We start from the raw sequence: 12,753 nt of genomic DNA on the forward strand, positions 1-12,753 counted from the left end.
CATGCCGCGGTATCGGATTCCAACGCGGCGCGCGCCGACATTGTCGACATCCTCAGGCTCTCCCAGACGCAGTCCGGCGATCGAGCACGCCAGCGCTACCAGGCGCTGATCCTCACGGCGTCAAGCTCTTGCCTGCACGCGTTATCCCAGTGGCAGCTACGACCGCGGTGAGCTTGCACCGAGCCTTCGCAGTTATCACCTCACCTAGGCACGCCAGCGGGCCAGCCCCCCATGGGACGGTAGCCCACGCCATATCGTGTTCTATCGTATGGCAAACGACGACCTGATCGAGGTTGTCCGACTCCTCCATGACGCCATGGAAGTGCAGTTGCACTTGCCTGATGACCGGTCAGCGATCCAGACCACAGGCATAACTGGCCAGGAACAACGAAGGTGAGACGCTCCCTCTAGATCTCAACCTCAATTCCACGCGACTAGCCGACTCGACGGCCAATTGAAGCATAAGGTTCTAGGCCCGAGTGCACTATCGAGATCCACGAGCATAAACACGATACTCAACTTTGCCTCGCACTTTTGACGCCGATTGCGTATCTAGACGACGGCATTCGCCCCAACCGCCGATGAACACGCGGATCGATCCTCCTGATGACCAGCGCCATTGCAACATTGCGCAGAGCATAGTACCTGGCGATGCCAATTTCAGGACAGGTGCTGAAAGACAGCCCAGACAATTCCGCTTAAGGCTATCGATTCATCGAACCACCAAGGATTTGCCTGATGCGGGTTGGTCATCCGGTATACGAGGGTGCATTGAATACCAGCCACGGCCACCCAAGCCCGCGTCAGAAATCGCCATTCGCGATCGCTCGCGCACCCGCTGCGAATGGGGGCAAAACTGGGGGCACAATTTAGTTTTTTCAGGCTGTAACTACCGCTCTAGAGCCAAGTCAAAATGTTCTTCGGCGACCCGGACAGCCTATAAAGCAACAGCACTGCCGGGCATCACACCGAACTCGTCACTTCGCTCCGAATAGATTGCAATCGACCGGGAACCGGCTCATCGCTGGGGATCTGCCTTGGGCCTTGAATCGCGGCCAGCCGCCCGGTGCTCAGCGAGCTTTTTTTGCTCTTGTTTGAATTGCTGTTGCCAGCGTGCCAGCGCCTCAGCCCCGTCCGATGCCTGCACCGCCATTGGCACAGACACGATCATCCCGAAAAGCGTCCAGATAAGGAGTTGCTTCATTTCATCTCACCTTCGTTGTTTTAGCTGAAACTGGTTCGGATATCGGCACGCTGGTATTGGTCGAGCAACCCCGCCAAATCCCGGTAACAAGCAGCCAGGTCGAGGGCACCAAGGCGGAACAGTGATCTCGACGTACGCCGGGCCTGGGCCGCGCTGATCGCTGAATCGAAGGCATATCTGGCAATACGCCGATCGCCCGCTTGCACACACCTGGCGATTGACGAATCAGGCTCCAGGTCGCGTGTCTTGCGGTGCAGCAACCTTAAATGTCGACCCAGTTGAAGCGAGACGGCACCGGCCTCATCGGCGCCCGACAGCGCTTGCAGGGCAACCATCCGGTGCTGTTGCGTGGCCTGCCACTTCAGAAGATCCATGCGGTGCCCGTGACGCAGTAACCGGCGTGTGTCCTTGTGCAGCGCGGTCCTCAGGACGTCGGCGTGGCTGGCGGGTTTCCCCGGCAGCAACTGGAAGGCCAGCAGGCAGATAGCAAGCGTCACCATCCAGGCCAGGGCTTGATTCACGAAGTCAGCGAAGTCGTATTGGGCGGTCCCGGCGGTGCCGACCAGGGTGTTGAACGTAATCAGGTAGGCGACGCCTTGCAGGGCATGGCGCGGCCGGGTCGTGGCATGAATCCCGACCGCCCAGAACGCAGCCAGCACCACCGTGAGCAACCCGAACCCGCTGATGTGCGGCAACAGCAGGAACTTGCACCCCGCCGCTGCCAGGATTGCGTAGAAGGTTCCCCTGGCAAGGCTCGCAATGCCTTGCTCGGGCGCCGCGCTGGTGGCCAGCAAGGTGCAGAACGGACCCAGTACGGCCAGCAAGGTTGGCCCCTGGTCCCAGCCGGTGAGGTACCAGACAGCACCGGTCGCCAGCGTGGCCAGCAACGCTCGCACACCGTTACGCAGTGCAGCGCCGTAGTGTCGGTGAAACCCCACGGCGCGGGCCGGCGGCAGGGGCGCGCGCTCAAGGCAGGCAAAACTCGACAAGGCGCTGGCCAGTTCGGCCAATGGTTCATTCAGACGCCGCTGGCTCGCGCCTGGTTCAAGGCTGGCTTGCAGCTCCCGGACACGATCGGCCGCCACGCAAAACCCGGGCATGGCTTCAGCCAGCTGGCGCAACTGTGCGCCGATTCCAGCGTGCGAAGGTATCGCGCATTCGTCGAGCACCACGGCATGCAGATACGCAAGTCCTGCCTGCAGGGTCGCCAGCCTGGCGCGGATCAGCACCGACTCGCCCCGACCAATCCCGAGAAGGTCGTCCACTTTGCTGATATCGATGGCCAGCGGGTCCTGCGCACGCGCCGGCCCACCGTCAAACCGCACGGCCAATAACCGCAGGGTGCGGGACGAGACGTCGCGAAGTGCCATGGTCAGTGTGCGCTCGACGGTCTTGCGGCTGAATAATGTGGCCACCAGGCTCAGGCTCAACACCCCCAGAACAACGGCCGTGCCCCGTCCGACGATATGTTCGAAACCTTGCTGCGGCGCGACGATGGCGGGCCCCAGGGCCAGGCACACGGTGTAGCCGGCGACCACCGCCGCCGTGGCCTGGTAGTGCCGAAACACGGTCATGGCGCCGACACAAAGGCCCAGCCATATCCCGATCCCGAGGATAAACAGCAGCATTTGCTGGGCGAACAGGCTGGTCAGGACCAATGCCACAGCCAACCCCACCAGGGTGCCCAGTGCCCGGTGGAAGCCCTTGCCAACCACTGCCCCCTGCAGCGGATGGATCAGCAACAACACGGTTGAGGCGGCCGAGAACGGCGAATCCAGGTGTAATTGGAACCCCAGCCACAGGGCCAATGAGGCCGCCAAAAGACTACGCAGCACATAGCCCGAGGTAGCAGCTTCCCATGCCCCCAGCATGCGCAGTGCACGGAGCATCACATGAACGCCTGAAGCCATTGCACCAGCCTCCAGCGCGGCGCCGTGCCCTCCTCGGCAACCTCGATGCTGGCGGTCATCCCCGCCGCCAACTCCACACCGGGCGGCACCTTGTCCAGTTCAATCCGCACGGGCACGCGCTGGGCCAGGCGTATCCAGCTGAACGTAGGCGCCACCTGGGGCAAACCACTGTTACTGCGCAGCTCGTTACCGTCGGCAATGCCCCGACCAATGCTCGCCACATGCCCTTCGAGCAGCGGTGAAAAACCCATCAGCTTGATGGACGTCACAGCCCCCACCCGAACACCGGCCAGCTTGGTCTCCTCGAAGTAACCGGTGACCCAGAAGCTATGGCTATCGACCACAAAGATATTGGTCTCGCCCGCTGCCGCGTAGTCACCCGGCTGCAGCCGCAACTGGGTCACATAGCCGTCGACCGGCGAACGAATCGTCGTGCGGTCCAGATCCAGCCGCGCATGGGCCAGTTGGCTGCGGGCCGCATCCAGGCGCGCCCTGGCCACCGCCAGGTCCCGGGCTGCGTTGTCGGTTTCCTCCCGCGCAATCGCATCGCCGAGCTGGTTGCGGCGTTTGAGCTGTGCACTGCGCTGCTCGAAGACACTGCGCGCCTCGGCAAGCTCGGCCGTGCGCTGTTGCTGGGCAAGCAAGTAGCTGCTGCGATCGATCTGGTACAGCAACGCGCCCTTGGCGACCCATTGGTTGTCGCCCACCAGCAGGTGTTCGACCTGGCCGGACACCTCGGGGGCAATACGGATGACTTGCGCGCTGACACGCCCGTCCCGCGTCCAGGGGGCCAACTCATAGGCGCGCCACAGTTGCGTGCAGAACAGCAATGCGGCCAGCCCGAGCACCAGGGTGACGAGGGTCTTGAGGATGTGTTTGATGATCATCGCGCTGCCCTCAAAAGCTCAGAACCAAGGTCGAGAGCACGATCAGCGACACAAAGAAACGCGCCAGGCTGGGGTGCCAGGCCCAATCCAGCCAGCGCCGCAGGGCCCGCTCCAGTAGCCCGTACACCAGGGCTGCAACGCCGACGTAGAGCAAGAACGGAGGAATGTAGAGGTGGGCAATCGTGATTTCGCTGAGCATCGGTTGAATCTCGCAGTCGGCAATCACCTTGATCGCCTTGATGAAGATGGTAGGGACTGCAAGGTCGTGCCGATATTGAGTATGCTGCCAGGATATAATCAATTTCAGACAATCGAGGCGGTGCAACATGGGCGAGATGAAGCTCCAGGGCGTTGATCAATTCGAACTGGACAGTTTTGATCAGCCCGCCGTCGCGTTGATGCTCGGCAGCCAGCGCAACGACACCGAATTCCCCGTGCACAGCCACCGCAAAGGCCAACTGGTGGTGGCATATCACGGCGGTATCGTGTGTACCGTAGAGGATGGCGTGTGGATGGTGCCGTCGGGCTTCGGCGTGTGGATTCCGGGCGGTATCGCCCACAGCAACCGGGTGACCGCCAACGGCAGGATCGGCTATCTGTTTGTCGAGCCCGGCGCCGCCGCGCTACCGGAGAAATGCTGCACGCTGGTGCTTTCGCCGCTGGTCCTGGCGTTGATCCTGCACCTGAGCGCCCAGCCCCAGGATTATCCGCCTGCCTCTGCCAATTCGCGCGTGGCGAGCGTGCTCCTTGAACAACTGGAACTGGCTCCTTCGGAGCAGTTGTACCTGCCGCTCCCCGCTGCTACGCAGTTGCGCTTCATCGCCCGCGGCCTGGCCCAGGACCCGTCAAACCGTTGCACCATGGCCCAGTGGGCACGCCAGGTGGCCATGAGCGAGCGCTCCCTGGCCCGCCTGGTCAAGAGCGAAACAGGCCTGACTTTTGGCCAATGGCGCAAACAATGGCAAATCATCGTGGCCTTGCAGAGCCTGGCCGAAGGCGAGTCGGTGCAACGAACCGCCGAGGCGCTGGGGTACGAGTCGGTCAGTTCGTTCATCAGCATGTTTCGCAAGACACTGGGCTCGTCGCCGGCGCGCTACATTCGCCGTACGGCAACGCGCTAGCCTCAAGGTGCCTCAACCACTGCCAACTGCTCCGCCAACAACCCCGGCAATCGCGCCTGCAAAAAACCGACCCACGTCCGCACCTTGGCATCCAGAAAGCGCCTTGATGGATACACCGCGAAAATGCTCCGCTCCCGTAGCCGATATCCGGGCAACAGCCGCACCAACGAGCCCTCGCGCAGCGCCGGGTTGGCGCTGAAGAACGGCAACAAGCTGATGCCCATTCCTTCCTGCGTCGCCTTGACCATCGCATCCGCGACATTGGTCCTGAAGGTGTCACCCGGCGAAATCGCAATCTCGCCCTCTTGCCCCTTGAACAACCACGCATCCTCCTGGAAATCCTGCAGATGCAACCGTCGATGCTGCATCAACTGCTGCGGATGCTCGGGCACGCCGTACCGGGCCAGATACCCCGGTGCCGCACAGGGCACACTGAACAACTGCCCAATCGTCTGACTGACCAGCGCCGAATCCGGCAACGAATGGGCGATGGAGATCACCACGTCGTGACCCTCTTCAAGCGGGTCCGGGTTGTGCTGGGACAGGGTCAACTCAATGGACACGTCCGGGTATTGCTCGCTGTAGCGGGCAATCAGCGGCGTGATCAGCACCCCCAACCCGCTCATGCAATGCACCCGCAATCGCCCGCGCGGGTTGAGGTGCGCGCCGCTGGCTTCTGCCGTGGCCTCCCTGACGTCTTCAAGAATGTCGCGACAGCGCAACAGAAAGCGCTCGCCCGAATCGGTAAGGCCCAGGCGTCGGGTGGTGCGTTGCAACAGGCGGGTCTGCAGGTGTTTTTCCAGCTCGCAGATCAACCGTGATACGTGTGCCCCGGACAGGTCCAGCGCCTCGGCCGCTGCGGCAAAGCTGCCAGTGTCGACAACCCGGGCAAACACCCGCATGCCATTGAGCAAATCCATCAAAATTGCCCCTCGATTGCTACGTGATACGTACGAGTCATTCACCTGTTCCTGTCTTTATCCCGCTGCGGCAATCACTAAAATGAACCCTACTCACAGAGGAACTCATCATGAATATCAAATGGCTCAGCCTGCTCCTGTTTTTCACCGCCGCCGGCGCCATGGCGGCCGGCAGCAATGAAGCGCTGGATATCCAACACGTTGTTTCAATCACGCCCGTGCCGGGCAGTTGCCAGGTAGAACCGGCGACCATGGTGTATCTCGACAGCCAGGGCGCCAGCCATACCGTCCACTACCAGGTCATGGGCACGTGCCAGGGCGGGGTTTAAAGCAGCTTCCAGGTGTAACTGAGGATCAGCCGGTTCTCGTCGATGTCGCTGCGGTAGTTTGAACGGGCCATGACATTGCGCACCCGAATGCCCAAGCCGCTCAATGTGCCGCTTTGCACCACATAGCCGATATCCAGGTCGCGCTCGCGATCCTTGCCTTCATAGCCCGCGCCGGTGGTCACGTTGTTACCGGTGATATAACGCACGGTGGTGGTCAGCCCCGGAATGCCCAGCGCCACGAAGTCATAGTCGTACCGCACTTGCCAGGAGCGCTCGTCGGTGTAGGCAAACTCGTAGGTGGGTACTTCGTTGCCCAGCGGCGTGATGTTGGCGAAGACCCGCGGGAAGGCACTGTCGCCATACATGGCTTGATAACCGACGTAGAAGATATGGCCGCCATGCTTGGCCGACAGCAGCGAGAAAAAAGCCTGGTTGTCGATCTTGCCAAGCAGTTTGTCGCCGTCTTCCCGGGCATCGTAGTAGCCGAGGTTGGCGCCGAGCGTCCACTCACCCATTGGCTGGCTGTGCTTGAGGCCGACAAAGTCCTGGCGGTAGATGTCCTTGAGTTGGCCATGCCAGTAGCTGACGCTGGTGCGGTTGGTGTTGAAGGCGTAGTCGCCGCCGACGTAGTTGAACCCATCACTTTCAGCGCCGCGTTGCGGCACATGGCCGAGCATGGCGATCATTTTCTCGTCGCCGGCTTCGTTGCGCAGGCGGGTGGTGGTCAAGTGCCCGGCCTGTAGCGCAAGGCCGGCGATTTCGCCGGAGCTGACACTCACGCCCTGATAGCTCGGCGGCAGCAAGCGGATATCGCTGAAGGCCAGCACCGGCAGGTTCGGTTGCAGTTCGCCGACCTTCAATTCGGTCCTGGAAAACCTGGCCTTGAAGGTCAGGCCCAAACGGCTGTAATCATTCGGGGCGCTGCCGTCGCCCTTGACCGGGAGCAGGCCGGTATTGGTGCGGTCCGGGCTGCTGTCGAGCTTGAGGCCGAGGGTGCCCAGGGCATCCAGGCCAAAGCCCACGGGCCCCGGCGTGTAGCCGGATTTATAGGTCAGGATAAAACCCTGGCCCCACTCCTCTGCCTTTGATTGCTTGTTGGCGCCGACGATGTCCGAGAAATCGCGGCTGAAGTAATAGTTGCGCGCCTGCAAGGTGGCGGTGGAGTCCTCGAAAAACCCGCCCTCGGCCGCCGTCGCCGCAAGGGGCACGCCCAACAGGGATAGCCAGATACGTTGTGTGTTCATGTCGTTGCTCTTAGTTATTGTTATCGACAGTTACTGCGCCGGGGCGGCGATCACCTCCTGCCGGCCCCGACGTTCATTCAGCGCATACGCCGTCATTGCCAGCACGGCGATGGCCCCGGGGATGGCAAAGGCCATGAAGTTCAGGTGCAGCGGCAGTTCAATCCCCATCAGCGCGCCGCCCAGCAGCGGGCCGACGATGGCGCCGGTACGACCGATACCGGAAGCCCAGCCCAGGCCGGTGGCTCGAATGTTCAAGCCATAGAGTTGTGCGGCGCCGGCGTACAGCAGGATTTGCGTGCCGATGGTGGTGGCGCCGGCAAAAAAGATCAGCAGGTACAGGACCGGCATCGGGCTCTTGATACCCAGCAGGCTGATGGAGAGCAGCGCGGCGATAAAGAAACCGATCACCACCTTCACCAGGTTAAGCCGGTCACACAGCCAGCCACCGACAAGCGCCCCGGCGATGCCGCCAAAATTCAGCGCCAGCAGGAACGACAGGCTCGATCCCAGGCTGTAACCGGCACCCGCCATCAGTTTGGGCAGCCAGGAACTCAGGGCGTAGACCATCAACAGGCAGCAGAAAAACGCGACCCAGATCGCCGCCGTCCTCAAGGCCAGGCCGTGGCGGAACAACTCCAGCACCGAAGCGCCCTTGCCTTTACCGGCGCTGACGAGCAGTTGGTCTTGCGGGTCGATCCGGGTCTGCGGCGACAGGCGCTTGAGCAGCTCACGCGCCTGTTCCTTGCGGCCCTGGCGAATCAGGAACCCGATGGACTCAGGCAGCCAGTACACAATCAACGGCATCAGCAGCAGCGGGATCGCCGCGGCGAAGAACATGGACGACCAGCCAAAACGCGGCAGCATGAAAATCCCCACGCCGGCCGACAGCATGCCGCCCAGCGAGTACCCGCCAAACATCACCGCCATCAGGATGCTGCGCATTTTCTTCGGTGCGTATTCGGTAATCAGTGCGGCCGCATTGGGCATCAGGCCGCCACAGCCGAGCCCGGCAATAAACCGGCAGATTCCGAACTCAGTCGGGTTGCTGGCAAAACCGTTAATCACCGTGGCGACGCTGAACAAGGCAAAGCAGATGGCGATGCCTTTGCGGCGACCGAACTTGTCGGCCAGGCTGCCGAAGACCAGCGCGCCGAACATCATCCCGAACAGCGCATAACTGCCCAGAGCGCCGGCCTGCAGGGGCGATAGTCCCCATTCCTTCATGATCGACGGCAAGACCACGCCGTAGATGAACAAGTCATAACCGTCAAAGATCAACAGCACAGCACACAGGCTGACCACCAGCCAGTGGAAACGATTGAAATGGGCATTATCGATAATCGAATTGACGTCATGGGTACGCATGGCAGTGCTCTCATTATTGTTGTTGTGAGTCAGTGTCTGCAGGTACGGCGCTGGGTCAGCCGAGGTCGCCGCCTCCTACCGGCAAGGTGACGCCCGTGATGTAGGAGGCCTCATCAGAGGCCAGAAACAGAATCGCGCCGGCTTGTTCGTCGATGCTGCCGTAGCGCTTCATCGGGCTGCTGTCGAGGGTCTGGTCGACGATCTGCTGGTACCAGACGCGCTCCTGGTCGCTCTGGGGCTGGCTGTTGCGCGGGATCCGCCGCGGTGGCGCCTCGGTGCCACCGGGTGCGGTGGCGTTGACCCGAATGCCGCTGCCGGCGGTCTCCACGGCCAGGCACGCGGTCAGTGCGTTGACGCCGCCCTTGGCTGCACCATACGGCACGCGATTCACTCCGCGCGTGGCCACGGACGAGACATTGACGATGGCACCGCTGCCCTGCTCCAGCATGTAGGGCAACACGCAATGGCAGCACCACAGGGTCGGGAACAGCGAGCGGCGCACCTCGGCTTCGATTTCGTTATCGGCGTAGTGCTCGAAGGGCTTGGCCCAGATGGTCCCGCCGACGTTGTTGACCAGGATGTCGATACGCCCGAACCGTGCCTTGGCAGCGGCCATCACACGGGCACATTCGGCATGCTGCTCCAGGTCGGCGGTGAGGATCAGCGCCCGCTCATGCTGCAATTCATGCACGAGTTCCGAGCGATCGACGGCCACCAGCCAGGCGCCCTCTTCCAGCAAACGCTCGGCAACCCGCCGGCCGATGCCCTGGGCGGCGCCTGTCACCAGCGCAACCTGGGTGTTGAAACGTGGAGTCATGGGGGATTCCTCAGGCGGCGTCGCCGGTGACGATGGCGTTGGGGGTGAACTTCTCGTAGTGGAAGCTGGCGGGAGTGACGCCCTGGTTCTTGAAGTGCTGGCGTACCGCGTCGACCATCGGTGGCGGCCCGCACAGGTACACATCCACGTCGCCATCGTTCAGCACGTCAGCGGCCATGTGCTGGGTGACATACCCCTGCCGGGGGTGCGCGGTCTGGGGGTCGGCCACGCAGGTGACAAAACCGAAGTTGGGCAGGCGTTGGGCGAACGCCTCCAGCGCCTCGACCATCACCAGGTCCTGGTCCCGCGTCACGCCGTAGATCAGCGTGACCGGCCGGGTTTCCTCGCGCTCGGCCAACACTTCAAGCATCGACAGGAACGGCGCCAGCCCCGTACCACCTGCCAGCAACAGCAGTGGCCGCGCCACTTCGCGCAGGTAGAAACTGCCCAGCGGCCCGGTCATCGGCACCGCGTCGCCCGGCTGGGCACGCTCCAGCCAGCCACTCATCAACCCGCCGGGCACATGCTTGATCAGGAAGCTCGCGCGTTTGTCGCCGGGGCGACTGCTGAAGGAATACGCGCGGGTCTGCCCACTGTCGGGCACGCCAATATTCACGTATTGCCCCGGCAGGAACACCGGCGCCTGATCCAGTTCGAAGCTGACTTCCAACGCTGCATCGGCATGCCGGGTAATACTCGCCACCGTCGCGGCAAATTGCGCGGTGCCGGTCTTGCAGGCACCGGACGGCACCGGCACGGCAATCACGCAGTCCGACTGCGGCACCATCTGGCAGGTGAGCACCTGGCGCTCAGCGGCTTCATCCTCGCTCAGGGCGTCTTCGATGTAGTCGTCGCCCAAATCATAGGCGCCGGTTTCACAGCGGCATTTGCAGGTGCCGCACACACCGTCGGAGCAGTCCATGGGCAGGTTGATACGTTGGCGAAAGGCCGCGTCGAGGACCTTTTCACCCACCTTGCAGTCGATGAAGCGGGTTACCCCGTCCTCGAAGTTCAGGGCAATGGAGTACGTCATGGGCGTGTCCTCAGATGTGGTAGATATCAATGACCTGATGGATGTAGTCGTTTTTCAGCACCACCTTCTTGCGCATGATCAGCGGCTGTTCGGCGCGGATGTCGAGGCGATAGAACGAGGTACCGAAGTACGTATCCGTGGTCTTGTAGCGATGGCTGAGGGTTTGCCAGTTGAAACGCAACTCCACGTGCTGCCCGTCGTCGGCCAGCACTTCGAGGTTGGTGATCAGGTGCGCGGTGCGCGGCTCCGGGGTGCTGGCGCTGGAGCGCTCGGTCTTGATCCGGAACACCCGGTCTTCCAGGCCGTCGCGGCTGGGGTAATAGATCAGCGAGATTTCGCTCTGGGGGTCTTCGGTCAGCGTATCGTGGTCGTCCCAGGCCGGCATCCAGTACTCGACCTTGGGTGAATAGCATTCGAGCCACTCATCCCACTGGCGGTCATCCAGCAGGCGGGCTTCGCGGTACAGAAAGTCCAGCAGGCGGTCACGGGAAGCACTCATGCCAGCACCTCCTTGTCCGTCGCGATCAAGCCTTGCTGCTCCCGTTCGATAGCGCGTTGCAGGCTCTGGGCCCAGTGGGCGTGCTGGCGCACGAACAGGCCTTCGTCCTCGGTCTTGACGCCACTGAGCTGCGGATTCATGCCCATGGCCCGGGCGTTTTCGTCAGGGCCTTCGACCCACTGTTTGGCGCCGCGACTGAGGTCATTCCACAAGGTGGTCGCGCCCTGGTAGCCGGTCTGGCAGGCGCGGAATTCTTCCAGATCGTCCGGTGTACCCATGCCGCTGACGTTGAAGAAATCTTCGTACTGGCGGATGCGCGTGGTGCGTTCCTCGGCACTTTCGCCCTTGGGCGCCATGCAATAGATCGTGACTTCGGTCTTGTCGACCGCGATTGGCCGTACCACGCGGATCTGCGTGGAGAACTGGTCCATCAGGTACACATTCGGGTAGAGGCACAGGTTGCGGGTTTGGTCGACGATAAAATCGGCGCGTTCCTGGCCCAGGCGCTCGGCCAGCGCCTCGCGATGGGCATGCACCGGACGCACTTCGGGGTTGAGCAGGCGCGTCCACAGCAGGATATGGCCATGCTCGTAGGCGTACACGCCGCCCAGGCTTTTCGACCAGCCATTGGCATCCACGGTGCGCGTGCCTTCGGCTTCGTAATTGCGCCGGCCCATGGTCGCCGAGTAGTTCCAGTGCACGGAGCTGACGTGATAACCGTCGGCGCCGTTTTCGATCTGCAGCTTCCAGTTGCCGTCATACACATATGACGAACTGCCCCGCAGCACCTCCAGCCCCAGCGGGGCCTGGTCGACCATCTGGTCGATGATCACCCGGGTCTCACCCAGGTAGTCGCTCAGCTCCGGCACCGTCTCGCTGAGGCTGCCGAACAGGAAGCCGCGATAGTTTTCGAAGCGGCCAAGGCGTTTCAAGTCGTGGGAGCCGTCACAGTCGAAGCTGTCGGGGTAGGCGCCGGTCTTGGCGTCCTTCACTTTGAGCAGCTTGCCGGCGTTGCTGAAGGTCCAGCCGTGGAACGGGCAGGTAAACGAGCCTTTGTTGCCTTGCTTACGGCGGCAGAGCATGGCGCCACGGTGGGCGCAGGCGTTGACCAGGCCGTGCAGCGTGCCGTGTTTGTCGCGGGTGATGACCACGGGCTGGCGGCCGATCCAGGTGGTGAAGTAGTCGTTGATCTCCGGCACCTGGCTTTCGTGCGCCAGGTAGACCCAACCGCCTTCGAAAATGTGCTTCATTTCCAGGGCAAACAGGTCGGGGTCGGTGAAGATGTCGCGGCGGCAGCGGAACACCCCGGTGGCGGGATCTTCCTGGACGGAGTCGCGCAATTGTCGGGCGAGTCGGTCGAATGTGCTGATCATGGGGTAGGCCCTCGGTTGTTCTTGTATCAGGCCCCCCCACCTTATGTGCTT

General features: G+C 62.3%; 13 protein-coding genes and 1 pseudogene. 3 read left to right on the forward strand and 11 right to left on the reverse strand.

Going from position 1 to position 12,753, the window contains the following annotated elements:
* Window position 1 precedes the first annotated feature (1 nt).
* Window positions 2–397, forward strand: a pseudogene (locus QF039_RS13345) (type II toxin-antitoxin system RelE/ParE family toxin).
* Window positions 398–1,018: 621 nt separating this feature from the next.
* Here QF039_RS13345 and QF039_RS13350 read toward each other — a convergent pair.
* The 4 genes from QF039_RS13350 to QF039_RS33735 are packed head-to-tail and all read right to left on the reverse strand — an operon-like array spanning window position 1,019 to window position 4,200.
* Window positions 1,019–1,204 (reverse strand): hypothetical protein, encoded by a 186-nt coding sequence (locus QF039_RS13350; protein WP_102369127.1) that lies wholly within the window; start codon window positions 1,202–1,204, stop codon window positions 1,019–1,021.
* A gap of 20 nt (window positions 1,205–1,224) precedes the next feature.
* The gene (locus QF039_RS13355) at window positions 1,225–3,093 is read right to left on the reverse strand and encodes an FUSC family protein (RefSeq protein WP_307518758.1); all 1,869 of its coding nucleotides are present in this window, start codon (window positions 3,091–3,093) and stop codon (window positions 1,225–1,227) included.
* Window positions 3,093–4,001, reverse strand: coding sequence for an HlyD family secretion protein (locus tag QF039_RS13360; protein WP_177020820.1), 909 nt, complete (start codon window positions 3,999–4,001; stop codon window positions 3,093–3,095). The genes QF039_RS13355 and QF039_RS13360 overlap by 1 nt, the downstream gene beginning before the upstream one ends.
* A 10-nt stretch (window positions 4,002–4,011) precedes the next feature.
* Entirely contained in the window at window positions 4,012–4,200 is a 189-nt protein-coding gene (locus QF039_RS33735; RefSeq protein WP_032899212.1) for a DUF1656 domain-containing protein, read from the reverse strand.
* Between the two features lie 127 nt (window positions 4,201–4,327).
* Between QF039_RS33735 and QF039_RS13370 the strand changes: the two genes are divergently transcribed.
* The gene (locus QF039_RS13370) at window positions 4,328–5,122 is read left to right on the forward strand and encodes a helix-turn-helix domain-containing protein (protein ID WP_003217152.1); all 795 of its coding nucleotides are present in this window, start codon (window positions 4,328–4,330) and stop codon (window positions 5,120–5,122) included.
* 2 nt (window positions 5,123–5,124) lie between these two features.
* On the opposite strand, the gene QF039_RS13375 is transcribed toward QF039_RS13370, so the two are convergent.
* On the reverse strand, window positions 5,125–6,042 hold the full coding sequence (locus QF039_RS13375; protein WP_307518763.1) for a LysR family transcriptional regulator: 918 nt from the start codon (window positions 6,040–6,042) through the stop codon (window positions 5,125–5,127).
* Window positions 6,043–6,152: 110 nt separating this feature from the next.
* On the opposite strand from QF039_RS13375, the gene QF039_RS13380 reads away from it, so the two are divergent.
* Window positions 6,153–6,371 carry a DUF2790 domain-containing protein gene (locus QF039_RS13380; RefSeq protein ID WP_003210829.1) on the forward strand — a complete coding sequence of 73 codons (219 nt, stop codon included), beginning with the start codon at window positions 6,153–6,155 and terminating at the stop codon, window positions 6,369–6,371.
* On the opposite strand, the gene QF039_RS13385 is transcribed toward QF039_RS13380, so the two are convergent.
* The 6 genes from QF039_RS13385 to QF039_RS13410 are packed head-to-tail and all read right to left on the reverse strand — an operon-like array spanning window position 6,368 to window position 12,702.
* A complete protein-coding gene (locus QF039_RS13385) occupies window positions 6,368–7,615 on the reverse strand; it encodes an OprD family porin (protein ID WP_177122972.1) in 1,248 nt (415 codons plus the stop codon). The genes QF039_RS13380 and QF039_RS13385 overlap by 4 nt on opposite strands.
* 30 nt (window positions 7,616–7,645) lie before the next feature.
* On the reverse strand, window positions 7,646–8,980 hold the full coding sequence (locus QF039_RS13390; protein ID WP_008433830.1) for an MFS transporter: 1,335 nt from the start codon (window positions 8,978–8,980) through the stop codon (window positions 7,646–7,648).
* A gap of 55 nt (window positions 8,981–9,035) precedes the next feature.
* Window positions 9,036–9,797, reverse strand: coding sequence for a 1,6-dihydroxycyclohexa-2,4-diene-1-carboxylate dehydrogenase (locus tag QF039_RS13395; protein WP_307518768.1), 762 nt, complete (start codon window positions 9,795–9,797; stop codon window positions 9,036–9,038).
* 10 nt (window positions 9,798–9,807) lie between these two features.
* Entirely contained in the window at window positions 9,808–10,830 is a 1,023-nt protein-coding gene (gene benC / locus QF039_RS13400; RefSeq protein WP_008433832.1) for a benzoate 1,2-dioxygenase electron transfer component BenC, read from the reverse strand.
* Between the two features lie 10 nt (window positions 10,831–10,840).
* Window positions 10,841–11,329 carry a benzoate 1,2-dioxygenase small subunit gene (benB, locus tag QF039_RS13405; protein WP_307518771.1) on the reverse strand — a complete coding sequence of 163 codons (489 nt, stop codon included), beginning with the start codon at window positions 11,327–11,329 and terminating at the stop codon, window positions 10,841–10,843.
* The gene (locus QF039_RS13410) at window positions 11,326–12,702 is read right to left on the reverse strand and encodes a Rieske 2Fe-2S domain-containing protein (RefSeq protein ID WP_003210841.1); all 1,377 of its coding nucleotides are present in this window, start codon (window positions 12,700–12,702) and stop codon (window positions 11,326–11,328) included. The genes benB and QF039_RS13410 overlap by 4 nt, the downstream gene beginning before the upstream one ends.
* Window positions 12,703–12,753 lie beyond the last annotated feature (51 nt).

The sequence above is a fragment of the Pseudomonas sp. W2I6 genome (assembly GCF_030815935.1).
GTDB lineage: Bacteria > Pseudomonadota > Gammaproteobacteria > Pseudomonadales > Pseudomonadaceae > Aquipseudomonas.